This window comes from Microbacterium sp. 16-032 (genome assembly GCF_041079455.1).
GTDB lineage: Bacteria > Actinomycetota > Actinomycetes > Actinomycetales > Microbacteriaceae > Microbacterium > Microbacterium testaceum_A.
Genome location: NZ_JBFYGQ010000008.1, coordinates 24,217 through 49,589, shown reverse-complemented (window position 1 = coordinate 49,589; position 25,373 = coordinate 24,217). Strand labels below are relative to the sequence as shown.

22 protein-coding genes and 1 pseudogene are annotated in these 25,373 nt (G+C 70.4%); 12 read left to right on the top strand and 11 right to left on the bottom strand.

Translation table 11 applies throughout. The features are described 5' to 3' along the window. Positions 1 to 23 precede the first annotated feature (23 nt). Positions 24 to 1,775: a BCCT family transporter gene (locus tag AB6V31_RS16065; protein WP_369366852.1), complete on the bottom strand. Its 1,752-nt coding sequence runs from the start codon at positions 1,773 to 1,775 to the stop codon at positions 24 to 26. Positions 1,776 to 1,853: 78 nt separating this feature from the next. On the opposite strand from AB6V31_RS16065, the gene AB6V31_RS16060 reads away from it, so the two are divergent. The 4 genes from AB6V31_RS16060 to AB6V31_RS16045 all read left to right on the top strand — a co-directional run bounded on the left by AB6V31_RS16060 (position 1,854) and on the right by AB6V31_RS16045 (position 6,121). Next, positions 1,854 to 2,819: a phosphoribosylaminoimidazolesuccinocarboxamide synthase gene (locus tag AB6V31_RS16060; RefSeq protein ID WP_369366851.1), complete on the top strand. Its 966-nt coding sequence runs from the start codon at positions 1,854 to 1,856 to the stop codon at positions 2,817 to 2,819. Between the two features lie 115 nt (positions 2,820 to 2,934). Beyond that, positions 2,935 to 4,272: a uracil-xanthine permease family protein gene (locus AB6V31_RS16055; RefSeq protein WP_074696106.1), complete on the top strand. Its 1,338-nt coding sequence runs from the start codon at positions 2,935 to 2,937 to the stop codon at positions 4,270 to 4,272. A 211-nt stretch (positions 4,273 to 4,483) separates the two neighbouring features. Beyond that, positions 4,484 to 5,815: a Na+/H+ antiporter NhaA gene (gene nhaA / locus AB6V31_RS16050; RefSeq protein WP_369366849.1), complete on the top strand. Its 1,332-nt coding sequence runs from the start codon at positions 4,484 to 4,486 to the stop codon at positions 5,813 to 5,815. A gap of 81 nt (positions 5,816 to 5,896) precedes the next feature. Beyond that, positions 5,897 to 6,121, top strand: a complete 225-nt coding sequence (locus AB6V31_RS16045) for a TipAS antibiotic-recognition domain-containing protein (RefSeq protein ID WP_369366848.1) — start codon at positions 5,897 to 5,899, stop codon at positions 6,119 to 6,121. Between the two features lie 19 nt (positions 6,122 to 6,140). Here the strand turns inward: AB6V31_RS16045 and AB6V31_RS16040 are convergent, their stop codons facing one another. Beyond that, positions 6,141 to 6,509 carry a hypothetical protein gene (locus tag AB6V31_RS16040; protein ID WP_369366846.1) on the bottom strand — a complete coding sequence of 123 codons (369 nt, stop codon included), beginning with the start codon at positions 6,507 to 6,509 and terminating at the stop codon, positions 6,141 to 6,143. A 405-nt stretch (positions 6,510 to 6,914) separates the two neighbouring features. After that, the gene (locus AB6V31_RS16035) at positions 6,915 to 9,440 is read right to left on the bottom strand and encodes a bifunctional lysylphosphatidylglycerol flippase/synthetase MprF (protein ID WP_369366845.1); all 2,526 of its coding nucleotides are present in this window, start codon (positions 9,438 to 9,440) and stop codon (positions 6,915 to 6,917) included. 157 nt (positions 9,441 to 9,597) lie between these two features. Here AB6V31_RS16035 and AB6V31_RS16030 point away from each other — a divergent pair, with 157 nt between their 5' ends. Beyond that, the gene (locus tag AB6V31_RS16030; RefSeq protein WP_074696114.1) at positions 9,598 to 10,272 is read left to right on the top strand and encodes a response regulator transcription factor; all 675 of its coding nucleotides are present in this window, start codon (positions 9,598 to 9,600) and stop codon (positions 10,270 to 10,272) included. After that, positions 10,269 to 11,354 (top strand): sensor histidine kinase, encoded by a 1,086-nt coding sequence (locus AB6V31_RS16025; protein ID WP_369366843.1) that lies wholly within the window; start codon positions 10,269 to 10,271, stop codon positions 11,352 to 11,354. Before AB6V31_RS16030 ends, AB6V31_RS16025 begins: the two co-directional genes overlap by 4 nt. A gap of 8 nt (positions 11,355 to 11,362) precedes the next feature. On the opposite strand, the gene AB6V31_RS16020 is transcribed toward AB6V31_RS16025, so the two are convergent. The 7 genes and pseudogenes from AB6V31_RS16020 to AB6V31_RS15990 form a co-directional block, all read right to left on the bottom strand. Continuing rightward, positions 11,363 to 12,376: a LacI family DNA-binding transcriptional regulator gene (locus AB6V31_RS16020; protein ID WP_074696118.1), complete on the bottom strand. Its 1,014-nt coding sequence runs from the start codon at positions 12,374 to 12,376 to the stop codon at positions 11,363 to 11,365. Positions 12,377 to 12,638: 262 nt separating this feature from the next. Next, positions 12,639 to 12,824, bottom strand: coding sequence for an HNH endonuclease signature motif containing protein (locus AB6V31_RS16015; RefSeq protein WP_369366908.1), 186 nt, complete (start codon positions 12,822 to 12,824; stop codon positions 12,639 to 12,641). 118 nt (positions 12,825 to 12,942) lie between these two features. Continuing rightward, a pseudogene (locus tag AB6V31_RS16010) lies at positions 12,943 to 14,016 on the bottom strand (DUF222 domain-containing protein); the annotation flags it as partial. 600 nt (positions 14,017 to 14,616) lie between these two features. After that, the gene (locus AB6V31_RS16005; protein WP_369366840.1) at positions 14,617 to 16,071 is read right to left on the bottom strand and encodes a GH1 family beta-glucosidase; all 1,455 of its coding nucleotides are present in this window, start codon (positions 16,069 to 16,071) and stop codon (positions 14,617 to 14,619) included. Positions 16,072 to 16,100: 29 nt separating this feature from the next. Continuing rightward, complete coding sequence (locus AB6V31_RS16000) at positions 16,101 to 17,006, bottom strand: carbohydrate ABC transporter permease (RefSeq protein ID WP_268103039.1); 906 nt, start codon at positions 17,004 to 17,006, stop codon at positions 16,101 to 16,103. After that, positions 17,003 to 18,088, bottom strand: coding sequence for a carbohydrate ABC transporter permease (locus AB6V31_RS15995; protein ID WP_369366838.1), 1,086 nt, complete (start codon positions 18,086 to 18,088; stop codon positions 17,003 to 17,005). The genes AB6V31_RS16000 and AB6V31_RS15995 overlap by 4 nt, the downstream gene beginning before the upstream one ends. Positions 18,089 to 18,164: 76 nt before the next feature. Further along, entirely contained in the window at positions 18,165 to 19,439 is a 1,275-nt protein-coding gene (locus AB6V31_RS15990; protein ID WP_369366836.1) for an ABC transporter substrate-binding protein, read from the bottom strand. 242 nt (positions 19,440 to 19,681) lie between these two features. Between AB6V31_RS15990 and purS the strand changes: the two genes are divergently transcribed. From purS to AB6V31_RS15960, 6 genes are all read left to right on the top strand, one after another. Beyond that, a complete protein-coding gene (purS, locus tag AB6V31_RS15985) occupies positions 19,682 to 19,930 on the top strand; it encodes a phosphoribosylformylglycinamidine synthase subunit PurS (RefSeq protein WP_056225673.1) in 249 nt (82 codons plus the stop codon). After that, on the top strand, positions 19,927 to 20,634 hold the full coding sequence (purQ, locus tag AB6V31_RS15980; protein WP_056225670.1) for a phosphoribosylformylglycinamidine synthase subunit PurQ: 708 nt from the start codon (positions 19,927 to 19,929) through the stop codon (positions 20,632 to 20,634). Before purS ends, purQ begins: the two co-directional genes overlap by 4 nt. A gap of 125 nt (positions 20,635 to 20,759) precedes the next feature. Next, complete coding sequence (locus tag AB6V31_RS15975) at positions 20,760 to 21,464, top strand: GntR family transcriptional regulator (protein WP_369366834.1); 705 nt, start codon at positions 20,760 to 20,762, stop codon at positions 21,462 to 21,464. 101 nt (positions 21,465 to 21,565) lie between these two features. Further along, entirely contained in the window at positions 21,566 to 22,060 is a 495-nt protein-coding gene (locus AB6V31_RS15970; protein ID WP_074696132.1) for an ureidoglycolate lyase, read from the top strand. Then, complete coding sequence (locus AB6V31_RS15965; protein WP_369366832.1) at positions 22,057 to 23,535, top strand: FAD-dependent oxidoreductase; 1,479 nt, start codon at positions 22,057 to 22,059, stop codon at positions 23,533 to 23,535. Before AB6V31_RS15970 ends, AB6V31_RS15965 begins: the two co-directional genes overlap by 4 nt. Then, positions 23,532 to 24,461, top strand: a complete 930-nt coding sequence (locus AB6V31_RS15960; RefSeq protein ID WP_369366831.1) for a 2-hydroxyacid dehydrogenase — start codon at positions 23,532 to 23,534, stop codon at positions 24,459 to 24,461. Before AB6V31_RS15965 ends, AB6V31_RS15960 begins: the two co-directional genes overlap by 4 nt. Before the next feature lie 37 nt (positions 24,462 to 24,498). Here AB6V31_RS15960 and AB6V31_RS15955 read toward each other — a convergent pair whose 3' ends face one another. Beyond that, positions 24,499 to 25,284: a lytic transglycosylase domain-containing protein gene (locus AB6V31_RS15955; RefSeq protein ID WP_369366829.1), complete on the bottom strand. Its 786-nt coding sequence runs from the start codon at positions 25,282 to 25,284 to the stop codon at positions 24,499 to 24,501. Positions 25,285 to 25,373 lie beyond the last annotated feature (89 nt).

Sequence of the window (25,373 nt, the reverse complement as noted above, 5' to 3'; positions counted from 1 at the left end):
GGACAGGTTCCGGATGCCGGGACTCAGGCCGACGAGGAATCGTTCGCGACCTCAGCAGGCTCGTCCGCTTCGGTCCGGCTCTCTGCCGGCGCCGTCACCGCTCGACGCTGACGCCAGCGCACTGGGATGCCGAAGATTCCACGCTGGTTCGGCTCTTCGACCTCGAGACCGTAGTGCTCGCCGATCGAGTCGCGCAGCTGCGCCCGCTCGGCCTTGTCGTACGCCTTCATCTCGCGGCGGAACGCCACGACCGTGGCCCAGCAGATCGCGAGCAGCACGATGCTGAAGGGCAGGGCGATGCTGATCGCCGCGGTCTGCAGGGCGTTCAGACCACCCGCGATGAGAAGCGCGAACGCGATCACTGCGGTGGCGAGGGCGAAGAACACGCGCACCCAGTTCTTGGGCTCCTCTTCGCCGCCGGTGGCGATCATGCTCATCACCAGGGCACCGGAGTCGGCGGACGTCACGAAGAACACCGCGATGAGGATGAGGAAGCCGACGATCAAGATCCCGGATGCCGGGACGTTCTCGAGCATCTGGAAGAGGGCCGTCGACACATCGACCGACCCGTCGGGCCCGGTGTAGGTCGCTGTGCCCGTGAGCTCGCCGTAGATCGCGGTGCCACCGAGCACCGTGAACCACAGGATGCCGACGAGCGTCGGGACCAGGATCACTCCGACCACGAACTCGCGCACGGTACGACCCCGCGAGATGCGCGCGATGAAGATGCCGACGAAGGGCGCCCACGAGATCCACCAGCCCCAGTAGAACGCCGTCCACGCGCCCTGCCAGGCGACGCCGTCATCGCCCGCGTAGGCGCTGACGGTGAACGAGAGACCGACGAAGCTCTGGATGTAGTTGCCGATCGACTGCACCACGTCGCGCAGCAGGAACTCCGTCGGACCGGTGAACAGCAGGAACAGCATGAGGAGACCCGCGAGCACGAGGTTGATGTTCGAGAGCCACTTCATGCCCTTGCCGACGCCGGACAGGAGTGAGAAGAGGACGAACCCCGTGATGATGCCGATGATGATCGCCTGGCTGATGATGCTGGGCGGGACGACACCGAGGAAGTCGAGGCCCGCGCTGATCTGGATGACGCCCAGGCCGAGCGAGGTGGCGACACCGAACAGCGTGCCGACGAGGGCGGCGACATCGATCGCGTTGCCCCACCCGCCCTGGACCAGACGCGCACCCAGGATCGGCTCGAGGGCCCAGCGGATCGTGCGCGGCCGACGACGGCGGTGGAAGGCGTAGGCGAGCGCGAGACCGAGCACGACGTAGATCGACCACGCGTGCACGCCCCAGTGCAGGAAGGTCTGCGACATCGCCTGTTGTGCGAGCTCGGCGGGAGTGCCCTCGACACCGGGGCGGGGCGAGACGAAGTGGCTCAGCGGCTCGCTCACGCCGTAGAAGACGAGGCCGATGCCCATGCCGGCGGCGAACAAGAGAGAGAACCACGAGATCGTCGAGAACTCCGGCTCGTCGTCGTCCTGCCCGAGCTTGATGTTGCCGAAGCGGCTGAAGCCCATCGCGAGCGCGAAGGCGACGAAGAACGCCGCGATCAGCACGTAGTACCAATTGAAGGTCGACACGATGAAGGTCTGCACCGAGGCGAAGGTGGCTTCGGCGGCCGCGGGGAAGAACAACGCGAAGGCGATGAACGCGAGGGCGATGCCCGCGGCAGGCCAGAAGACCCAGCCGCGAATCGTCTTGTGACTGCTGCCCGCGTGGGGGTCGATGGCGACCGCGGGTCCGGAGATGTCATCGGTCATTCCTCCCAGGGTAGTCAGGCGGGTCGTCGCGGCCGGGGGGCAGGCGCTCGCGCGAGCTGTGTGACACAATCCGCGCCGATGCGGGGCGCGCGCACCCGCAATAATGAGCGGGTGACCTCCGCTCCCCCGCTCGAGCTCCCCCGCTGGCGCCACGTCTACTCCGGCAAGGTGCGCGACCTCTACGTCCCCGCCGACACCGCCGAAGACGCCGCGCCCGCGCACCTCCTCGTCGTCGCGAGCGATCGCGTCAGCGCCTTCGACCACGTGCTCTCCCCCGGCATCCCGGATAAGGGCGAACTGCTGACCACCCTCAGCCTGTGGTGGTTCGACCAGCTCGCCGGAGCCGACGGCGGCCGCTCCATCCCCCACCACCTGGCGGCCGACCACGCGCTGCGGGGCGACGATCCGGTGTCGTTGATCCCGGATGCCGTGCAGGGGCGCTCGATGCTCGTCCGGTCCCTCGACATGCAGCCGATCGAGTGCGTCGTGCGCGGCTACCTCACCGGCTCGGGCTGGGCCGAGTATCAGGCGGAGGGCACGGTCTGCGGCATCCCTCTGCCCGAAGGCCTGAACGACGGCGACCGCCTGCCGGAACCGCTCTACACCCCCGCCTTCAAGGCGCCGATGGGCGAGCACGACGAGAACATCACCTTCGAGCGCTCGGTCGAGCTCGTCGGGGCCGAGACGGCCACGGCCCTGCGCGACCTGTCGCTCGAGATCTACCGTCGTGCGTCCGCGACGGCGGAGGCCCGCGGGCTGATCCTCGCCGACACGAAGTTCGAGTTCGGCTACGACTCCGACGGCGTGCTGACGCTCGCCGACGAGGTGCTCACGTCGGACTCCTCGCGGTACTGGGATGCCGCGGCCTGGCGTACCGGCTCCACCCCCGCCGAGCGCATGGCGAGCTTCGACAAGCAGATCGTGCGCAACTGGCTCGCCGCGAACTGGGACAAGCAGGGCGAGCCGCCCGTCCTCCCCGACGAGATCGTCGAGCGCACGCGCGAGCGCTACGCGACGCTGCTGCGTCTGCTGACCGGCGTCTGACCCGCCCTCTCTCGAGACCGCACCCGTTCACCGAAACCGCACCGCATCCTCGACGAAACGGTGCGTTCTCGCCGAGCGCGTACGGTCTCGGCCATACCCCCACCTGAGGAGACACATGTTTCGCTGGAAGCTGCACGGCAACGGCCGCACGGTCGAGCCCGGGGCCGTCGTCGCCCCCGGCGAGCGCTTGAACTGGGGCGCGACGATCGCGATCGGCCTCCAGCACGTCATCGCGATGTTCGGCGCGACGTTCCTCGTGCCGGTGCTCACCGGCTTCCCGGTGTCGACGACGCTGCTGTTCTCGGGTGTGGGCACCCTGCTGTTCCTGCTCATCACGAAGAACCGCCTCCCCAGCTACCTCGGCTCGTCGTTCGCGTTCATCGCGCCGATCACCGCCGCCACGGCGACGGCCGGGACGGGCTCGGCCCTGGCGGGCATCGTCGCCGTCGGCGTGCTGCTGGCCGTCATCGGCTTCATCGTGCAGTTCGTCGGTCTCGGCTGGGTCGACAAGGTCATGCCACCGGTGGTCGCGGGGGCGATCGTCGCCCTCATCGGCTTCAACCTCGCCCCCGTCGCGTGGTCGAACTTCCAGCTGCAGCCCCTGCCGGGCACGATCACGCTCGTCGCGGTGATCCTGTTCAGCGTGCTGTTCCGCGGCTTCCTCGGCCGCATCTCGATCTTCCTCGGCGTGATCGTGGGCTACGTCGCGACCGTGATCATCCAGGCGGTCTCGGGCGAGACGCTCATCGACTTCGACGCCGTGGCGCAGGCCCCGTGGGTGGGCCTGCCGACCTTCGAAATCGCCGACTTCACGACGCCGGCGACCTGGTCGGTCATCGCGATGTTCCTCCCCGTCGTGCTGGTGCTCGTGGCCGAGAACGTCGGTCACGTGCGAGGTGTGGCGGCGATGACGGATGCCACGGCCAACCGCTCCACCGGTCGCGCCCTCATCGCCGACGGTGTCGCCACGACCCTCGCGGGAACTTTCGGCGGCTCGGGAACCACGACCTACGGCGAGAACATCGGCGTCATGGCCGCGACCCGCGTCTACTCGACCGCGGTGTACTGGGTCGCCGGCATCACCGCGATCGTGCTGAGCCTCTCCCCCAAGGTGGGCGCGGTGTTCAACACCATCCCCGCGGGTGTCCTCGGCGGCGTCACGACGGCGCTCTACGGCCTGATCGGCATCATCGGCATCAAGATCTGGGTCGACAACCGCGTCGACTTCTCGCGCCCGGTCAACCAGTACACCGGCGCGGTCGCGCTGGTGCTCGCGATCGCCGGGTTCACCATGCAGTGGGGCGACTTCCAGCTCGGTGCCATCGTGCTCGGCTCGGTCGCGGCCCTGCTGATCTACCACCTCGGCAACGCGATCGCCCGCGCCCGCAAGACCGGCGCCGACGACGGCGGCCCCATCCCCGCGGTGGGCCCCCTGGGCGGCGACCCGAGCTGAACCGCCGGGGTGCCGGCATCCCCTCCCCTCGTCGCCCGCCGCGGCGCCGAGCTCACACAGGTGCCGCGAGGCGACCCGCCATTGCGGGTGATCTCGACGATCGCCGGTGATCTCGGCGCGCGGCAAGCGACAGCGGCGGCACGGTAAACTGGATCTCGGTGCGTCGGGAAGTCTGGTCGACATTTCGTCGATCGACCCCTCAGGAGGCCTCATGAGCCACGACACCACCCGCGCGCCGAGCTGGCCCGGCTACGCCGAAGTCCACCGCGTCACGACGCTGCTCCGCCGCGAATCCGTCGGCGGCATGCTGCTCGTGGTCGCCGCGATCGTCGCGATCGTCTGGGCGAACTCGCCCGCCTCCGACGCCTACTTCGCGCTACGCGACTTCCGCTTCGGGTACGAGCCGTGGCACCTCGACCTGAGCCTCGGAACGTGGGCGGCCGACGGCCTGCTCGCGGTCTTCTTCTTCATGGTCGGCCTCGAGCTCAAGCGCGAGATCGTCAGCGGCAGCCTGCGTCGCTTCGGCACGGCGATCGTTCCGGTCACGGCGGCGTTCGCGGGCGTCGCCGTTCCGGCCCTGATCTACGTCGCCATCGTGCACACGCAGCCGAGCCTGCTGGCCGGATGGGCGATCCCCACCGCGACCGACATCGCGTTCGCCGTCGCCGTGCTCGCCCTCGTCGGCTCGCACCTGCCCGGGCCCCTGCGCATCTTCCTGCTGACCCTCGCGGTGGTCGACGACCTCATCGCCATCGCGATCATCGCGATCTTCTACACCATCGACATCTCGCTACTCCCCCTGGCCGTGTTCGCGGTGCTCGTGGCGATCTACGGCGTCATCGCGCACCGGGCGCGGGCGTGGTTCTCGCGCCACGCGTGGGGCGCGTGGGTCGTGCTGCTGCCGATCGGCTTCGCCGCGTGGGCCTTCCTGCACGCCTCGGGCGTGCACGCCACGATCGCCGGTGTCGCCCTCGCCTTCACCATTCCCGTCGCCGCCTCGCGCCGCCAGCCCGAGCACCACGGCATGGACCTCGCCGAGCAGTTCGAACACCGCTTCCGGCCGCTGTCGAGCGGCATCGCGGTGCCGATCTTCGCGTTCTTCGCCGCGGGGGTCGCCGTCGGCGGGGGCGAGGGCATCATGCGAGCGCTCACCGACCCCGTGACCATCGGCGTGGTGGCCGGTCTGGTTCTCGGTAAGCCGATCGGCATCCTGCTGGGCGTGCGCATCCTGACCCTCGTGACGAAGGTGCGCCTCGACCCGGCGCTGAAATGGATCGACCTCGCCGGGGTCGGCCTGCTCGCGGGTATCGGGTTCACCGTGTCGCTGCTGATCGCCGAGCTGAGCTTCCCCGAGGGCTCCCCGCACACCGACGACGCGAAGATCGCGATCATGGCGGCCTCGCTCCTGGCATCCGTCTTCGCCTCCGCCGTGCTACTGGTGCGCAACCGCCGTTACAAGCAGCTCGCGCAGGACGAAGCGGTGGATGCCGACGGCGACGACGTTCCCGACGTGTACCAGCGGCCGCGGCCGGACGCCCGCTGAGCGGAGCGCGCGCCGGACGACGTCACGAGACCAGGCTTCGCGACCGGGACAGGACGATTTCCGCAGGAACGGCCTGTTCTCGTGACCGGTGGCTCGACCCTCGAGCGTCCCTGCGAGGCCCTATCGGCGCTCTACCCGATCCCGCGGCAGACGAACGTGCACCTCGGGCGCCTGTACGTCACCGACGAGTGTTTCACCGCCGAGGACGCCCGCGTGCGTCCCGGCGGGGCCGCCTGGCTGCGCGACGCGACCGAGGCGAGCGACCGCGCTCTCGGCGTTGTTCCCGCCACCGCCGAGTGGGCGTGACCGTCGTCGACGGAGCCGGTCAGCCCAGGCCCATGCTCGCGAGGACGTTCGTGTGCGTCCGCGTGAACGCGTGCACCTCCGCATCGCCGTAGCTCTCGTCCGAGGTGGCAGAGAACTGGTCGCTACGCACTCGTTCGCCGAAGAGCGACTCGACAGCGGTCGAGAGCTCAGCGCTGACCAGGCCTCCGTACTCGTTCTTTTGATACCCGGAGACCACGGCAACGTCCACGCGCTGACTCTCCGCGACCGGAACCACGGCGATCAGCGTCTCGCGCAGCACCTCCTCGGACACCCATCGGTCGGGATCATCGACGTCGGCGGGCTCGACGCGCACCGCGACGTAGAGGTTGCACGGGCCCTCGCAGTTCTCGCTCGCGGACTCCGCCACCAGGTGCCAGCGGTCACCACCGGCACCGCTCTCGTCGAGCGCCGCCTGAATCGGGGGGATCGCCTTCTCGATGTCGCTCTCGCTCGATCCGAAGGGGTCGTCGAACGGGGGATCGCCCGTCGACGAGGGGGATCATGAAGCAGCCCGACAGCACGACGGCGATCGTCGCGGCGAGCACCACGGCGAGCGCCCCTCTGATCGGCGCGCGCCCTCTGGTCGGCATCGATGCTCTGTGCACGGCGAGTCCCCCCCCCCCCCTCTGAGAAGCGGCGGCACCCCCGCGCCGCCCGTTCAATCCGCCCTCAATGTATCCCCGCTCGCGCGTCGCCTCACGCCCCGGCGCGACCCCCACCGCGCGGCCTGTTCTCGTGGCATCCCCCTGTCCTCGTGACGAGACGGACAGGGTCACCGCGAGGCGGCCTCCCGCGGCCGACGCAGCTGCGCAGCGAGCGAGGCGGCGGAGCGGAGGGTGAGTCCCGGGATATAGCAGCGCACCAGCGCGATGGCGATGGCGGGGATCTGCGTGGCATCCGGATAGATCATCCACAGCGGCGCGAAGTCGGGCTGGAACTTCTTCTTGAAGTTCGCGAGCGAGCGGAACCCGTAGGCCGGCTCGAGAAGGCCGCTGATCACGTCCAACCCGCGGTCGAGAGGACCGAGCGCACCCTCGCCGTCGACCGAGTGTCGAGCGAGAGGCGAGCCCGACAGGCTCATCACGGTCATCCCGTCGTCGCGCAGCCGTTCGACGGCGTTGCCGATGAGGAACTCCATGACCCCGGGCATGGCGTCGTCGCGCCGGCGCATGACGTCGAGGGCGTATCCGGCGATCGCCCCGTCGCGGTGGATCGGGATCCAGCTCGTGAACGCCGTGATGCGCCCCGATCCGTCGCGCGCGATCAGCAGGCGCACCTCGGGGTCGTCGAGCTGGTCCGTCGAGCCGAGGGTGAAGCCCATCTCGGGGATCGTCTTGTCCGAGACCCATGCCTCGGAGATCGCGCGGATCTGCCCGCGGTCGAAGAACGACAGCTCGCTCCACCGCGCCCACCGCGCGGTCAGTCCCTCACGCGCGGCACGGTTGGTCGCGGTGCGCACGTCCTGACGTTTCTTGCCCGCGGGCGTCCACGTCTGCGGGTCGAGGAAGGCCTCCTCGGCCACCTGCAGCGCCGACCAGCCGAAGGGGGCGAGCCGCTCGCGCTCGGCGTCGTCGACGCTGTAGAAGACCGGCGTCCACCCGTGCTCCTCGCAGAAGGCGACGAACCCCGCTCCGACGGAGGGGTCGTCCCGATCCGGTCCGAAGGCTCCGCCGAGGGTCACGGCGAACCCTCCGCGTACCCGGTAGGCGATCGCCGCCTCGACCTCGGCCGCGAACCAGTACACGTTGCCCTGCCAGAGGGTCATGTGACCGAGGGTGTCACCTGAGCCCGCGGCGAGGAGCGAGCGCGCGCGCTCGCGATCCGGAGCGGCCTCGGCAGCCCCCGAGCGCACGATGAAGCGGGCGGTCGCGGCGACCACGCTCCCCCAGAACAGCAGCGGCGGCAGGTACCAGACGGCCTGCGCGAACCCGGTCATGGGCACGAACACGAGCGCCTCGGGCGGAAGGAGCGAGGGCGGAACGAGGCGCAGGGGCAGCGTCGCGAGGACCGTCGTCACGTTCGGCCACGGACGGAAATCGGCGGATGCCACGAGGATCCCGACCAGCGCCAGGGCCAGGGCCCCGAGGCCGGCGATCGCGACCGTCCGCACGAACGCCCGACGCACGGCGGGCGTCGAGCGCACCTGAACGGCCGAGCGGAACCGGATGAGCAGCGCGGCGACGAGGAGCGGGAGGGCGGCACCCACGACCATGCCGACGACCGTCTGCCAGACATCGGCGACGTCGTAGGCGGCGCGCACGGTCGCGAGCTGCTCGAGCGTGTCGGTCTCGCTCAGCAGGAGCAGGATGCTCATCGCGACGAAGGTGAGGGCGTTGACCACCACGGCCAGGTGGAGGGCACCCCGTCGCCCCCGCAGGATCCCCCAGGCCGCGATCAGCAGCACCAGCTGGGGAAGCGCGGCGATCCACCCCGAGGCGGGCTGGAGCTCGGTGTACGTCGCAACGAAGCTCGGGCACGGGGCGCCCGTCGAACCGATCGCGCAGACGAGCCCGTCGGCCACGTTCAGAGGGTCGTACGACAGCCAGCTGTAGACCGACAGCACGCCAGCCCCCGAACCCCAGAGGGTCGCGACGACCGGTCCGATCGCGGTGATGGCGGTGAGCGCGGCGAGCAGCACGCGCTTCTCGCGGAGAGAGCTGCGCGGGATGCCGACGGCCCGCGTCCCGCCGAGCACGAGGCCGGTCGCCATGCCTACGGGCAAGGCGATGAGCGTGTACAGGTCCGACGCCGACGCGGCGTAGAGGAACATCGTCACGGCGAGGACGACCCCGCCGATGCGGATGCGACGGCGCCACAGCGGCGAGGCGAAGCAGCTCGCGGCGATCGCGACGCACAGCAGCGCCGCGATGGGCGGCGCTCCGGTGTCGGGGGTGACGTTCAGCGACACCTCGGGGATGACAGTGTCTTCGAACCACCCGATGACCTCGCCGATCGCGCAGACGAGAAGGCCGCCGCCCACGAAGGCGGCGAGCAGTCGACGCGTGCCCATCAGCCCCTCGGCCAGACCGCAGACGACGAGGGTCAGCACGACGGTCGCGAGGAGCACGAGCGGATCGTCGACGCGCACCAGGGCGAGCAGCATGTCGCGCAGGTCGAACGGGCCCGCCTCGAACGTGCTCTGCGTGACGATGGTGATCACGCTGACGACCAGGATCGCCAGCGTCACCCCGAGCGTTCCGACACGACGGCGCAGGAGCCCGGGGATGTCCCACCGGGGCGCGCCGCGCTCCGGCCGCGGGGCCCGAGCCGTCTCTGGCGCCGTCTGCACCTTGTCCATCACCGCGACCATCGGTCCTCCCCGAGCGTGCGCACGCCGACCACCGGCATCCTCTCCATGCTCGCGAGACCCCCGCGTCCGGCACATCAGCCGGTCGGCCCCGGCAGCGGGCCGATCGGGTGATCCGGGCGGCCCCCGGAGTGCCTAGCCTGGTCGCATGGCATCCACCGCCTCTCCGGTCATCCGCGTCGCCGTCATCGACGACGAGGCGCTCATCCGCTCGGGCTTCTCGCACATCCTCAGCGCGGCCGGCGACATCGAGGTCGTGGCGACCGCCGACGGCGTCCACGCCATGGAGGTCCTCGCCGAGGCCCGCCCCGATGTGGTCCTGCTCGACATCCGGATGCCGGGACGAAACGGGCTCGACGTGCTCCGCGACATCCGCTCGGCCGGGTGGGACATGACGGTGGCGATCCTGACCACCTTCGACTCCGACGACCACATCGCCTCGGCCCTCGACGCGGGTGCCGCCGGGTTCCTGGTGAAGGACACCGATCCGCGTCAGCTCCCCCAGCTCGTGCGCACCCTCCACGGCGGCGGCGTGGTGTTCTCGCCCACCGTGAGTCGCGCGGTGGTGGCCGGGTATCTGCGCCCCGAGCCCGCCGCCGACACCCACCTGATCGACGCGCTGAGTCCGCGCGAGCGTCAGATCCTCGTGCAGCTGGGTCGGGGGCTGTCGAACATCCAGATCGGGGCGGCGATGTTCCTCAGCCCCGCCACCGTCAAGGCGCACATCAGCACGATCCTGGGCAAGCTCGACGTCGACGGTCGCGTGCAGGCGGCCCTCGTGGCGGAGCGCGCGGGGCTGCTCCGCGACGAGGAGGCGCGATGAAGCGCCGCGATGTGCTGATCGACCTGGGGCTCGTCGCCGTCGCCGCGCTCGACGGGGTGCTCGGGCTCTACACCACCGACATGCTCGAGCTGGTGCTGACGCTCGTGGGGGCCGCGGGCCTGCTGCTGCGCCGGCGGCTGCCGCTGCTCTCGCTCGCCCTGGCCCTGCCCGCCCTCTTCCTCACCGGAGGGCCGATCGCCTCGGTCATCGCCCTGTACACCGTCGCCAGCGCGGCGACGGGGATGATCTGGCTCGTCGCCGCGACCGCCATCACCTTCTTGGGCCTGGGTCTGTCGTGGGACACCTTCACCTCGGTCAACGACCATGTCCTCGCGATCGTCTACGCCACGATGACGTCGGGCGGCGCCGTGGCGCTCGGCCGACTGCGTCGGAACCAGAGTCGACTTTCCGCCAGCCTCGACGAACTCCGCCGCGCGCGGGCGGACGAGAACCGGCGCGTCGCCCGCGAGGCGGTCGCTGAGGAGCGCGCACACCTCGCGCGCGAGATGCACGACGTCGTCTCGCACCAGGTGAGCCTGATCACCGTGCAGGCGGGCGCTCTGATGGTGCGCGCCGACGATCCCGAGGTAGCCGAGACGGCCGACACGATCCGCACCCTCGCCTCCACGACCCTCGCGGAGTTGCGCCAGATGCTGCTCGTGCTCCGCGCCGACGGCCCCGAGGCCGCCCCGCTCGGGCCGCAGCCGACGCTGCGTCACCTCGACGAGATCCTGCATCCCGTCGACCTCGAGGTCGACGCCCGCATCGACCTGCGCGAGGGGCTGCCTCCGGCGACGCAGCGCGCGGTCTACCGCACGATCCAGGAGGGCCTCACGAACGTGCGAAAGCACGCCCCCGGGGCGCGCGTCGAGGTCACGGCCACCAGCACCGACACGGGCGCCGTGCACGTCGCCCTCCGCAACGCCGTCTCTCCCGAGCCCCACCCCGACCCGGCTCCGACGGCGCGGCTCGGACACCTGGGGCTCTCCGAGCGCGCGCACATGCTCGGCGGGTCCTTCCGCGCGGGCCCCCTCGCCGACGGCGGGTACGAGATCGACCTGCGCCTGCCCGCCGCGCACTGATCGCGTCCTCAGGCCGAGGCGCGCTCCACGACCTCGATCGGGAGGATCGTCGCGTGAGCCGCGGGACGCCCGGCGAGGATGTCGAGCAGAACGGATGCCATGTGCCGGCCCTGCGTCAGAGAGGGCTGCCGGACCGTGGTCAGCGCCGGGGTGACGGCGGTCGACACCGCGGAGTCGTCGAAACCGACGACGGCGACGTCGCGGCCGGGTTCGAGGCCGTTGTCGCGCAGGACGCCGTAGACGCCGCGTGCCATGAGGTCGCTCGCGACGAAGACCGCCTCGGGGACGACCCCGCTCGACAGGATCCGCGTCATCGCGAGGGCGCCTCCCATCTCGGTGAAATCGCCGTTCTCCACGGCCGCCGGTTCGATGCCCGCCTCCGCCATCGCGTTGCGGAATCCCTGCAGGCGGTCGATGCCCGCGGGCATGTCGGACGGGCCCGAGACCGTCGCCACGCGCCGATGACCGCGTGCGAGCAGGTACGCCGTGGCCACGCGCCCGCCTTCGACGTTGTCGACGTCGACGTAGTAGTCGTCGGCACGGATACGGGCGGGCCGACCGCCGTAGACGACGGGGACGACGTCGGCCACCCGGTCGAGGAAGGTGTCGCTCGTGTGGTGCGAAGCGACGATCGCCCCGTCGACGCTCCCGCCGCGAAGGTAGCCGAGCGCCTTGGCGCTGGCGTCGTCGCTCGCGATGAGCATGTTCATGATGTAGTCGGACTCCCCGATCACCTCGCCAATGCCCGCGACGATCGAGGCGAAGAACGGGTCGCCGAAGAAGCGATCGGTCTGCTCCGGAATCACCAGGGCGATGGCGCGGGTCTGCCTGCTGGCGAGAGAGCGTGCCGCACGGTTGGGCACGTACTGCAGCTCGTCGATCGCCCGGCGCACGGACTCGAGGGCGGAGGGCGAGACGGCGGTGGAGCCGTTGACGACACGCGACACCGTCGATCGCGAGACTCCGGCACGCGCCGCGACCTCTTCGATCGTGGCGGCGCCGCGCACGGATGCGAGATCCATCGCTTCCCTCCTTCGGGACGGCGGTGTTGCACCGCGCTTCGGGTGGCCAGGTGCGCTGCGCGCTGCTGCGAGCGTACTGCGGGCGCTGCGAGCGCACGAGTTCATCGTCGCCCGACCAGGTGCATCGGCGGGTGAATCCCAGGAGCCCACTGCGTCTTTCGATGGGGGCCAAGAGCGGCCGCGCACCCGTTCCCGCCCGGTGGCGGGGGGGGGGAAAGGGACGAGTCGGTCCCTCACGCGCGGAGCGGGGAGGGCTGCCGCTTTAGAAGGGTGGTGGGTCGGTGTTATAGGTGCCGCCGAGAGGAGATATCCAGGCGGTGTTGCCGTCCGGGTGATCGTCGATGTCCCAGCGACTCTCATGCCGGAGGCGGTGGTGATGGCGACACGTGGGGTCGAGATTGTCGTCGTCGGTGGTGCCGCCGTCGGCCCAGGCGGTGAGGTGGTCGATGTCGCAGTCTCGCGGCGCGAGCGCAGCCGGGGAAGACGCAGGTGGGTGAGGTGATGCCCAGCCACCGCCGCAGGGCGACGGGCACCCGATACGTTCTGCGGTCGAGCACGAGCGGTGCGCCGGTCACGGGGTGGGTGAGCAGCCGGATCCACGACCTCGCGGTGCCAGCCAGGAGTCGGGCGGTGTCGAGGTCGATCGGTCCGTAGCCCTCGAGGGTGGCGGGTTCGGCGTCGTGGCCGAGGAGGGTCAGCGCGGGAACCGTGACGATGACCGTCGCCGGCGGGGCGGAGCGGAACGTGCGTGGGGCGTCCGGGGCCAATCCGGTTGGTGCCGCGGATGGGGCGGCTGCGTTCTCGGCCGAGGCGTCAGCGGTCGGTCCCATGGGCGGGGCGTCCGCGGTCGCGTTCGAGGCGGAAGTGGTGGATGAGACAGCCGGGGCGTCCGTCATCGTGATGAGGTCGGCAAACGCGTCAGCGCGGAGTTGGGCGAGGGTGCGTTCTTCGTCGGGCGCGGCGCGCAGGTGCCGGGCGGCTTTGTCGAGACGCGACATGACGGCCCGAGCCCGGTCAGCGCGGAGCAGCGCGTGGAGGGAGGCCATGCCATCCAGCTCCGCTCTCATCCACACCCCCCCCCGATCCACCGCGGCGCGGCGATGGCGGGCCTCGATCGATTCAGCGTGCACGCGTTCGCGGATCGCGCGCGCCGCGACAGCGAACTTCGCCGGGGTCAGCACGAGCGCCGGCGGGCACGCCTCGTCGTCGAAACGCTCGAACGCGTCGGCGTCACCGGCGGGAAGCGTCGACGCCAACCGAGCTGCATCGACGGCGTGCTTTTCGGAGAGACGCCCTTCGCTGAACGCGGCCCACAGCTTCGGGCACCCCACCGCCAAGGTCTGCGCGTGCGCCGCGCGCGTGCGGACCGTCTGCTCGGACAGGTGAAGCCGCACCGCAATCTCCGCGACCGCGGCCCGCTCGGCGAGATCGACGCGGTCCCGGCGCACCGCACCCGGGGTGCGGCCCCGGGAATCAACCCAGGCACGGTCGAGCGTGGGGTCGGGCCCGACCCAGGGGGTGGGGTCGAACGCGGCGTCGTCGAGGATCGCCAGGATCAGGCGGTACTCCTCAGCAGTGGCCCGCTGCCGCTCGGCGACCACATTCTCCAGGTGCCCCACCCGCGCATCGACATCTGACATCGCCAGAACCGTGCTGTCGAGCGGGCGCACGAAGACGTCCCCCTCCCACGCATCGACGTCGCCGGGACCGTCGGGCGGCACATACCCGCGCGGCTCGCTCGGCACAGGAGAGGCCAATCCGTCGCCGGGCGCCGGGGTGCCGGCATCCGTCCCCCACTCGACATCGCCGCTCTCACGAAACGCCGCCCACTCCGCTTCGAACTCCAGCTCGTCATCGCTCGGCCACGGCGCTCCATCGCACTCCCGAAGCGCCGGCATCGGCCGGTGCGCGGAGGGTGCGGGGCGGGTCATGGCAGAACGATATCGCCGACCTCCGACATTGGATCGGGGCGATATCGAGGGCCAGCTGTTCGCCGACACCCCCGCATGGTCGAGCCGTTATCCCCGGCTCGGCAACGTCCGAGACGCCTGTTCGACCCCATCGCCTGTCCCGCCGTCGAACACAGCGCGGCACAGCCCCGCTCATGCTCCACCGTCCCGTTGCACCCGCCAGGGCGCGCGCAGCAGAACCCGCACGCCCGGCAAGGGGGCATGCGGCTTCTGGGGCGCGTTATGCGTCGCGTATGGACCGTTGCGTGACCGGCCCCGGAGAGATGACCGTCAGCCGACGGTCGCCGACTCCAGCGCGCGGTCCGCGATCACGCGCGCGTACGCGAGCCCCGAGTCCTTGATCGTCCGCTCCTGCGTGGCGTAGTCGACGTAGACGATGCCGAAGCGCTTCTCGTAGCCCCAGGCCCACTCGAAGTTGTCCATGAGCGACCAGTAGAAGTAGCCGCGCACGTCGACGCCCTTGTCCACGGCATCCAGAACCGCTCCGAGGTGCGCTTCGACGAACTCCACGCGTTCGACGTCGTGCACGCGGGGCTCGCCGCCGTCGGTGACCAGCTCGTCGTCGTACGACGCGCCGTTCTCGGTGACGTAGAGCGCCACGCCCGCGTCGGCCGAGTAATCCTCGCTCACCCGCTCGAGGAGGCGGGTCAACCCCTCGGGCTGCACCTCCCAGTGCATGTTGGTGCGGGCGAGGCCGCGGTCGTGCCAGTACAGGTTCTCGTGGGCCGGGAAGGGCTTGCCGACCGGGCGCGGGGTCGGCGCGTCGCCCGCGGGCGGGTCGACCTCGGGCGCCGTGCCGCCGACGAACTCGCCGTGGTAATAGTTCACGCCGAGCGAGTCGATGGGAGTCGAGATGACGTCGAGGTCGCCGGGCTGCACGGCCTCCTGCCAGCGCGCCACCGCCTCGGCATCCGTCGTGCGGAAGTCCTTGATGATGTCGGCCGGGTACTCCCCGCGGAACACCGGGTCGAGGAACCACCGGTTGAACTGCCCGTCGATGCGACGCGCGGCGTCGAGGTCGGCGGGATTCGCCGGGTCGACGGGATCCGCGACCGTGAGGTTCAGGGTGAGTCCGAGGTTGAGCGACGAGTCGCGCGCGCGCAGCTCGCGCACGGTCTGGCCGTGGCCGAGCAGCAGGTGGTGAGCGGCGAGCATGCCCTCGGCCTGCGAGTAGTGGCCCGGGGCGTGGATCCCCGCGGTGTAGCTGAGGAACGACGAGCACCACGGCTCGTTCAGGGTGGTCCACACGTCGACGCGGTCGCCGAGGGCGTCGTGCATGTCGAGCGCGTACTCCGTGAAGCGGTCGCTCGTCTCGCGGACGGTCCACCCGCCCTTGTCCTGCAGCGCCTGCGGAAGGTCCCAGTGATACAGGGTGAGCCAGGGCAGGATGCCGGCATCCAGCAGCTCGTCGACGAGGCGCTTGTAGAAGTCGACGCCCTTCGCGTTGAGCTCTCCCCCGTCGGGGCGCACGCGCGACCACGAGGTCGAGAAGCGGTACGTCTGCAGGCCGAGCTTCTTCATCAGCTGCACGTCACCGACGTAGCGGTGATAGTGATCGCACGCGACATCACCGTTGTCGGCGTTGATCACCGCATCGGGCACGCGGCTGAACGCGTCCCAGATCGAGGCCGTGCGGCCGTCTTCGAAGGCCGCCCCCTCGATCTGGTAGGCCGCGGTGGCGGCGCCGAAGAGGAAGCCTTCGGGGAACGAACGGGAGTGGGACATGGATCGGGTTCCTTCCGTGGGCGCGAGGGTCATCCCTTGACCGCCCCTTGCATGATGCCACTGACCAGTTGCTTGCCCGCGAAGACGAACAGCACCAGCAGCGGAATCGTCGACAACAGCACGCCCGCGAGGACCTTCGAGTAGTCGACGAAGTAGTTGGACTGCAGGAGCGACAGGGCCACCGGCAGCGTCGGATTCTGGCGATCGAGCACGATGAACGGCCAGAAGAAGTTGTTCCACGCGCTCACGAAGGTGAAGAGTCCGAGCATCGCGGCGGCCGGGCGCGCGGCGGGCACGCCCACCGTGAGGAACGTGCGGAACGAGGTCGCCCCGTCGACGCGCGCGGCCTCGATGAGCTCGTCGGGGACGGCCTGGCGCAAGTACTGGGTCATCCAGAACACCCCGAACGCGCTCGTGAGCGCCGGAACGATGATGGCACCGAGCTGACCGGTCCACCCGAGCTCGCTGAAGAGGATGTACAGCGGCACCACGCCCAGCTGCATGGGCACCGCCATCGTGCCGACCACGAACAGCAGCAGCCACGGGCCGCCGCGGAAGGTCAGCTTCGCGAAGGCCCACCCGGCCAGCGTCGAGAAGAAGACGACGGATGCCGCGATGATCCCGGAACTGATCACCGAGTTCATCAGCGCGGGCCAGAAGTTGACCGCCGGGTCGCCCATGACGGCCGCGGCGTTGGCGAGGAAGTTCCCACCCGGGATCCACGACATGTTCGGGTCGCGGACGGTGGAGGCGTCGCCCGAGCCGATCAGCAGCGACCAGTAGAACGGGAACACGCTGGCCAGCAGCACGGCGCCGAGGGCGGCGTAGACGAACCAGCCGGGGCGCGATCCGCGCACGGCACGCGGACGGCGGCGCCCACGGGCGGGCAGGTCGCGATCGATCACGGGCACAGGGGCCGGGGTCACGGCGGTCATCGACGCGCCTCCTTCGTGGGGGTGGACAGGCGGGCGGCGTCCGCCGCGAGACGTTGCTTTGCGGCGCGCGCCTGTGCGCGTCGCTCTCGACGGGACCGCTGGTCGCGGCCGCCTTCGTCGCGGACGAGCGAGCGGGTCACGAGCATGTTGATCGCGCCGATGATGAGGATGATCAGGAAGAGGATCCACGCGAGCGCAGCCGCCCGGCCGAAGTTCCACTCGCCCCACCCGATGTTGTAGAGCCACAGCGTCACGGTCAGCCACTGGTTGTCGGCTCCGCCCGTGCCGTACTGGTCGTACATGCGGGGCTCGTCGAAGATCTGCAGTCCGCCGATGGTGGAGGTGATGATGACGAAGATGAGCGTCGGCTTGAGGCTGGGCAGGGTGATCGAGAAGAACTGACGAACCTTGCCGGCACCGTCGACGGTGGCCGCCTCGTAGAACTCCCGGGGAATGGCCTGCATCGCCGCGAGGAGGATCAGGGTGTTGTACCCGGTCCAGCGGAAGTTGACCATCGTCGCGATCGCGACGTGACTCGCGAGGGCGTCGGAGTGCCAGGGCACCGCGGGAAGACCGAGGTTCTGCAGGGTGGTGTTCACGACGCCGTACTGGTCGCCGAACATGTTGCTGAAGATGAGGGCGACGGCGACAGGGGCCATCACGTAGGGGATGAGTACGCTCATGCGCCAGAACGTCTTGGCGCGGATGTTCTGGTCGAGCATCGCCGCGATGAAGATCGCGAGGATCAGCTGCGGAACGCTCGAGAGCAGGAAGATGCTGAAGGTATTGCGCAGAGCGACCCAGAACTTGGGCTGCGAGAGCACCCACGCGTACTGGTCGAAGCCGATGAAGTGGCCGGAATTGCGGACCAGGTCCCAGTCCATGAACGAGATCACGGCCGTGTAGGCGATGGGGAAGAGGCCCGTGATCGCGAACAGGATGAAGAACGGCGAGATGTAGAGGTACGGCGAGAACTTCAGGTCCCACGCGCTGCGGCGCTGGCCGAAGCCGATGCGTCGCGGCTGCCGCGCGCCGGCGGGCGCCGGCGCCGACCGAGTGGGCCGTTCGAGTGTGCTTGTCACGGTGGTGTCTCCTCCTCGAGACGAGGGGCGGATGCCGGGGGCCGGTGCTGCGACCCCCGGCATCCGCCCGCGTCGGTCACTTCAGGGCGTCGACCTCGGTCACCCACTGCTGCCACGAGGTGGCGGCATCCTGGGTTCCGTCTTCCACTCGTGTGAGCGCCTTCTGCATGGCGTCGTTGATCTGGAAGTAGAACGTGCCCTTGTACGGCGACACCTTCACGGCCTCGGCGCGATCGGTGAGGATCTGACCGACCGGGGCGTTGTTGAAGTAGGCGTTGGTGTTGCTCAGGAGCGTCTCGTTCTTGAGCGCGTCGGTCTGGCTGGGGAAGGTCCCCGCGTTCTCGAACGCCTTGATCTGGGTGTCGGGGCTGGTGAGCCAGTCCGCGAGCTCCTGCGCCGCGGCGACGTTCTTGCCGTTCGAGGGGACGGTCAGATACGAGCCGCCCCAGTTGCCGCCGCCGCCGGGGAAGGCGTTGGCGATGTCCCAGCCCTTGACCTCGGGCGCGTTGCCCTCGATGACGCCGAGCATCCAGCCCGGGCAGAGCATGGTCGCGAAGGCGCCGTTGGACAGTCCCGCCATCCAGTCGTCGGACCACTGGCCGAGGTGCGCCGACTGCGTGGCGCTGGCCTTGAGCACCTGGTCGTAGATCTTCTTGACCTCGGGGTTCTCGGTGGCGGTGATCTCGCCGGTGTCGGGGTTCTCGTAGGCGTCCTCGACCTGGTTGATGGCCCCCTGGTAGGTGCCTCCGGCCGAGTCGAAGAACGGCTTGCCGGTCGCGGCGACGTACTTGTCGCCCGCGGCGAAGTACGTCGCCCAGTCGCCCTGGAGCATCTTGGCGACCTCTTCGCGGTCGGTGGGAAGGCCCGCGGCGGCGAACAGGTCGGAGCGGTAGCAGACGCCCTCGGGGCCGATGTCGGTGCCGTAGCCGATGAGGTTGCCTTCGGAGCTCGTCGCGGCCTTGACCTTGTAGTCGAGCCAGCGGCTCTTCAGGTCGTCGGGGACGGGGGCGAGCAGGTCGGCGTACTCCATGACCTCGGGGAGCCAGTCGACCTCGATCGCCTCGATGTCGGCGAGGCCGGTCTTCCCGAGCTTCTGGAAGTAGTTGGCACGGGCGTCGTTGCTCGTCGCGGCCTTGTTGTGCACGATCTTCACGTTCGGGTGCGCGTCCATGTACTCCTTGAGGAGCGCATCGGTGTACCCGAAGTCGTTGAAGGTGGCGACGGTGAGCGTCACCGGTCCGTCGCCGCCCGAGGCGGAGCCCCCGCCGCCGGAGCAGCCGGCGAGCACGAGGGCGGAGGTGGAGGCGACGGCGGCGACGAGGGCCACACGACGCAGGGCGCGGTTTTTCACAGATCACTCCTTTGTGGTGGGTGCTGACCGGCGCTGCGGAGACTTCCACCAGCATTGCGTGGGAGCGCTCTCACCGATCGGGGTAGACGCTATGGGATCGCTCCCACGAGGTCAAGGAAAAGCACCCGGATCGTTACCTCACGTCACCCGGGGCATCGCTAGAGCGCCGAAAGCAGGGCGGAGACGAAGGCGGGCCTCCCGTAGACTGGCCTTCACCACGCCACCCGACTCCTGGAGCTGCAATGCCCACCATCGTCGTCGACGTCATGCCCAAGGCCGAGCTCCTCGACCCCCAGGGAAAGGCCGTGGCCGGCGCCCTCTCGCGCCTGGGTGAGCACCGCTTCTCCGACGTGCGCATCGGCAAGCGCTTCGAGCTCACCGTCGAGGGTGAGGTCGACGAGGCGACTCTCGCCCGCGCCCGCGAGCTCGCGGACGAGATGCTCTCGAACGCCGTCATCGAGGACGTCGTCAACATCGAGGTGGTCGAGTGACCGCTCGCATCGGGGTCATCACCTTCCCCGGTTCCCTCGACGACCGCGACGCCCAGCGCGCCATCCGCCTCGCCGGCGGCGAGCCCGTCGCCCTCTGGCACGGCGAGCACGATCTGAAGGGCGTCGACGCTCTGGTCCTGCCCGGCGGCTTCAGCTACGGGGATTACCTGCGCGCCGGCGCCATCGCGGCCTTCGCGCCGATCATGGCCGAGGTCAAGGACGCCGCGGGCAAGGGCATGCCGGTCCTCGGCATCTGCAACGGCTTCCAGATGCTCGTCGAGGCGCACCTGCTGCCCGGCGGCCTCATCCGCAACGCCCACCAGCAGTTCATCCGCCGCGACCAGCGCCTGCGCGTCGAGAACGCCTCGACCGCCTGGACGAGCGACTTCACCGAGGGCGACGAGATCGTCATCCCCCTGAAGAACGCCGACGGCGGATACATCGCGGATGCCGAGACCCTGGCGCGCGTGAACGGCGAGGGGCTCGTGACCTTCCGGTACGTCGGCGTGAACCCGAACGGTTCGCTCGACGACATCGCGGGACTGACCAACGAGCGAGGCAACGTCGTGGGCCTCATGCCGCACCCCGAGCACGCCGTCGAGCCCGGCTTCGGCCCGGGAACCCCCGCGGCCATGCGTTCGGGTGTCGACGGCCTGGGCTTCTTCACCTCGGCGATCGCCGCCGTGGTGGGCGCCGCGGCCTGACGTCACCCGCGACCTCGCCCCCCGCACGGGGGGGCCGGGGATCGTCGCCGGAGGACGGCGCCCCCTCGGACTCCCGCGACGCGCGGGGAGTGATGGACACGGGGTCGATCAGGGAGGATGAGTGCGTGCGCGTACCCGATCCCGACCCGATCATCGAGGGCATCCTGGCCCTGTGGAGCAGCGAGGGAGCGCCCCTCCCCTCCGAACCGCGTCTCGCCGAGATGCTCGGGGCGAGCCGCAACTCTGTGCGCGAGGCGCTGATCCGACTCGAGGAGCGGGGTTACGTCCACCGCACCCAGGGGGCGCGGACCACGTCGAACCGTCGACTCGCGGGCGTCGGCCGCCGCATCGACCAGCAGTTCGATCATTTGCTCTCGATCCGCTCCGCGGGGTACGAGGCGTCCCTTGACCTCGTCTCGTCCGAGCGCCTCGACCTCGCCCCGGGTGCGCACCGCTTCGACGATCTCCCCGACGGCACCCGCGTACTGCGGACGGTGAAGATGTGGCGCGCGGACGGCGCCCCCTACGCCCTGGCGGAAGATCTCGTCCCCGTGGCACGTGACGCCGCGCTCGACCCTCATCGCCCGGTCTTCGATCTCGCCGAGGCCGCGAACGGCGTCCGCGTGGCCTGGGAGACGCTGTGGATGGAGGCGGTCGGACTGGACGCCGAGAGGGCGGGGATCCTGTCGAGCGCACCCGGCACGCCGGTGATCGAGATGACCTACTGCGGGTACGGCGCCGACGATGCGATCGGGTACTGGTCGCGCGAGGTGCAGCTGGCCGCCCCGACGGGCCTGCGCAACGCGCTGATCCGCCGGGTGCGATCGTGAGCGTTTCCCCCGCGTAACAGCGTGGTGAACATGTCGGACAAGTACCATCACGGCTTGTTGGACAAGCGTACGGTCGAGGGACCCGACGAAAGCGAGCTCCCGTGTCCGACACCCTCACCGTCCACCGCCTCACCGCCGAAACCGTCACCCCCGCGACCTTCGACCCCTTCGGCGTCGTCCTGACCCCCATGGAGGACGGCACCCCGTTCACCGCCGAAGAGGCCGTACTCGACGTGTCGAACGGCATCCCCCGCTTCTACCTCATGCACCTCGACGACAAGGCTCCCGAGTTCGTGCGCGTGACGCGCCACCTCGAGACCACCCAGACCCTCATGGCGGTCGGCGACGTCGAGTGGACCATCGCCGTGGCCGCCCCGGGCATCGACGCCCCCGCTCTCGACGACCTGCGCGCGTTCCGCATCCCGCCGCGCACCGCCATCACGATGCGCAAGGGCACGTGGCACGCCGGTCCCTTCTTCGCCGAGCCGAGCATGGACTTCGTCAACCTCGAGCTCGACGACACCAACGTCACCGACCACCACAACCACCGCTTCGACGACACCCTCGGCGTCCGCGTCGTGGTCGACGGGGAATGACCGTGCTGACCCCGCTCCCCGACACGGCGGCCCGACTCGCCGGGCTCGAACGGGAGGCCGCACATCAGAGCGCCCTCAGCGCCGGCGACGGACGCTCGTGGGTCGGCCAGCGAGAGGGCATCCGTCCCGTGGTCATCGTCGGGGCCGGTCAGGCCGGACTCGTCCTGGCGCGCGGACTGCGTCGGCGAGGGATCGACGACGTCGTGGTGATCGACGCCGCGCCCGCCGATGCGACCGGCCCCTGGAGCACCTACGCGCGCATGCACACGCTGCGCACGCCCAAGGACATCGCCTGGCCGACCTGGGGAACGCCCGCGGTGAGCCCGCGCGCCTGGTTCGAGGCCGTCTACGGAACCGACGCGTGGGACGCGATCGAGTACTTCCCCACCGTCGCCTGGCAGGGCTTCCTGCGGTGGTACCGCGAGGTGTCCGCCCTCACGGTCGTCCCCTCCACGCGCGTGCGGTCGCTCACCCCGACCGGAGGGGACGGGCCGATCGAGGTGCACCTCGAGGGCTCGGACGGCGAATGGATGCTGCCCGCTCGGCACGTCGTCCTCGCCACCGGGATCGAGGGAGCCGGGGGGCGGCATGTCCCCGCCCTTCTGCGGGGGCTCCCCGCCGGCCGCGTGCACCACACGCACGACGACATCGACTTCTCCTCCCTCGCGGGTCTGCGCATCGGCGTGCTGGGCGCGGGGACGGGGGCGTTCGACAACGCCGCCACCGCGCTCGAGCACGGCGCCGCGAGCGTCGAGGTGCACATGCGGCGCCCCGCCATGCCGCAGGTCAGCCCCTACCGCTGGATGGAGTTCGCCGGTCTCATCGAGAACTACGGCGCCTTCAGCGACGCGCAGAAGTGGGCCTTCAACGTGCACCTGTCGGCGGTCGACCAGCCCGCCACGCAGAACGCCCTCTGGCGCGCCCACGCGTTCGACGCCTTCCGCTTCTTCACGTCGTCGCCGTGGCAGCACGTGCAGTGGACGGGCAGCGACATCGCGGTGACCACGCCGCACGGCATCCATCACTACGACGTCGTCCTGTCGGCGACCGGGATCGTGGCCGACCTGGAGCGGAGGCCGGAGCTGTCGGCCATCGCCGCGGATGCCGCGCTGTGGAGCGACCGCCTCGCCCCGGAGGCCGCGGCGCAGAACCCCGGGCTCGCCGCGTTCCCCTACCTCGACGACGACTTCGGCCTCGTCAGCCGGAGCGCTCCCGACGCCTCGGCGCTGTCGCGGATCCACATGTTCAACCACGGCGCGCGCCTCAGCCAGGGGATGCTGAGTCACCAGATCCCCGGGCTCGTCGGCGGAGCGACCAAGCTGGCCGCCGCCCTCTCTCGGCGACTGTTCGAGCGCGACTCCGACGAACTGATGCGGGAGTACCTCGCCTACGACGTGCCCGTCGGTGTGCACATCGGGCGCCGCCCGCAACCTCCGCAGCCCGCCGAGGCGACCGGAGTAGCGTCTCTCCGGTGACCACCCCGACCCCCCTCATCGTGTCCGTGCCCACCGACGAACTCCGTGACGACCTCGGCGATCTGCCCGAGGGCGTCGAGGTGGTCGTCTGGGATATGACGGGACCGGCCCCGCGCGACAGGTTCGACATGATCGTCCCGCCGTACATGTCGATGAACGACGTGATCGGGCGCCTCTCCGAGATCGAGGTCGGCCTCGTGCAGGGCCAGTCGATCGGCTACGACAACGTCGAGGGGCGCCTGCCCGAGGGGATCGTCTTCTCCAACGCCTCGAGCGTCCACGAGACCGCCACCTCGGAGCTCGCCGTGGCCCTCGCCCTCGCGGCGCAGCGGCACCTGCCGGACTTCGTCCGCGCGCAGGATCGCGGCGAGTGGACGAGCGGCATGACCCCCGGGCTCGCCGACGCTCGCGTGACCCTTCTCGGTTTCGGCGGCGTCGGCCGCGCGATCGCTGCCCGCCTCGCGCCGTTCGAGGTGACGCTGCGCGCCGTCGCCTCGCACGGGCGACTGCAGGACGACGTGGAGGTGTTCCCCCTCGGCAAGCTCGAGGAGGTGCTCGCCGACACCGACATCCTGATCGCGTCCCTTCCCGGCGGCGACGCGACCCGCCACCTCATCGACGACCGCGCGCTCTCGGCGCTCCCCGACGGCGCGCTCGTCGTGAACGTCGGCCGGGGACCGCTCATCGACACCGACGCCCTCGTCGATCACGTGCGCCGTGGCCGCATCCGCGCGGCCCTCGACGTGACCGACCCCGAGCCCCTCCCCGCGGACCACCCGCTGTGGGCTCTCGACGGGGTGCTCATCGCTCCGCACGTGGGAGGGGCGACGGATGCCATGCGCCCGCGCATCGCCCGACTCGTGCGGCGGCAGATCGAGCGCCTGCACCGCGGCGAGGAGCCGCTGAACGTGGTGCTGGGCGGCTGATCGCCCCCGCTTTCCGCCCGCGCGCCGCGACCCGACGTCAGCCGGCGAGGCGCGCGTAGGCGTTCGCGGTGGCGGCGACGTCATCGACATAGCTGTCGAGGTGGTTGTACGAGAAGACGGCCCGCCGCCACCCCGCGGGGCTCGTCATCTCGCCCGCGGCGCACAGGTAGCGACCGGCCGCGAGGGCCGCGTCGTCGATCTGGTTCGGATCGGCAATTCCGTCGCCGTTCGCGTCGGCACCCCATCGTTCCCACGTCGCCGGGATGAATTGCAGCGGTCCGACGGCCCGGTCCCAGGTCGCGTCGCCGTCGAAACGGCCGCCGTCGGTGTCGGGGATCACCGCGCTCTGCGATCCGTCGAGCGCGATCCCGCGGATCGGGGGATCCGGGTAGCCCTCCGCATCCAGAGTCCCGCCGGAATGCGTGCCGTGGCCCGACTCGATCGCCCCGAGCCCGGCGAGGGTGTTCCAGCCCAGACCGCACGAGGGCTGCTCCCGCTGGACGGTGAGCGCCGCCGACGCGTACGCCCGCAGAGCCCGTTCCGGGATGCCGATGCGCCCCGCGACCGTGATGCTCCACTGCGCGTCGACCGCGACCGCGGTCGGCGTCCGTCGCTCGGTTTGCGCGGGAACCGCCGGAACCGCGTCGGTCTCGCGCGACGAGAGGGACGCGGGAGCCGGCCACGGTGCGGCCACGCCGCCGCGCTCGGCGTCGCGCGCCATCGCCTGCGCCTGAGTGAACAGGACGCCGACGGCCACCAGCGCCACGAGCAGGGCGAGCACCCACGGCCAGAACGGCCGGCGCGGAGCCTGATCGAGGTCCACGGACACCTCCCGACGCCCGTCGGGTCGAGCGCACCCCGCGACGGTAGACGCGCGCGGCGACGGCGCGGTGAACGAGCGGGATACGACGC

Coding starts and splice junctions, on each gene's coding strand:
- AB6V31_RS16060 (WP_369366851.1), top strand. CDS start 1,854: ATGCGGGGCGCGCGCACCCGCAATAATGAGCGGGTGACCTCCGCTCCC.
- AB6V31_RS16030 (WP_074696114.1), top strand. CDS start 9,598: ATGGCATCCACCGCCTCTCCGGTCATCCGCGTCGCCGTCATCGACGAC.
- AB6V31_RS16065 (WP_369366852.1), bottom strand. CDS start 1,775: ATGACCGATGACATCTCCGGACCCGCGGTCGCCATCGACCCCCACGCG.
- AB6V31_RS16020 (WP_074696118.1), bottom strand. CDS start 12,376: ATGGATCTCGCATCCGTGCGCGGCGCCGCCACGATCGAAGAGGTCGCG.
- nhaA (WP_369366849.1), top strand. CDS start 4,484: ATGAGCCACGACACCACCCGCGCGCCGAGCTGGCCCGGCTACGCCGAA.
- AB6V31_RS16035 (WP_369366845.1), bottom strand. CDS start 9,440: ATGGACAAGGTGCAGACGGCGCCAGAGACGGCTCGGGCCCCGCGGCCG.
- AB6V31_RS16055 (WP_074696106.1), top strand. CDS start 2,935: ATGTTTCGCTGGAAGCTGCACGGCAACGGCCGCACGGTCGAGCCCGGG.
- AB6V31_RS16025 (WP_369366843.1), top strand. CDS start 10,269: ATGAAGCGCCGCGATGTGCTGATCGACCTGGGGCTCGTCGCCGTCGCC.
- AB6V31_RS15965 (WP_369366832.1), top strand. CDS start 22,057: ATGACCGTGCTGACCCCGCTCCCCGACACGGCGGCCCGACTCGCCGGG.
- purS (WP_056225673.1), top strand. CDS start 19,682: ATGCCCACCATCGTCGTCGACGTCATGCCCAAGGCCGAGCTCCTCGAC.
- AB6V31_RS16000 (WP_268103039.1), bottom strand. CDS start 17,006: ATGACCGCCGTGACCCCGGCCCCTGTGCCCGTGATCGATCGCGACCTG.
- AB6V31_RS16005 (WP_369366840.1), bottom strand. CDS start 16,071: ATGTCCCACTCCCGTTCGTTCCCCGAAGGCTTCCTCTTCGGCGCCGCC.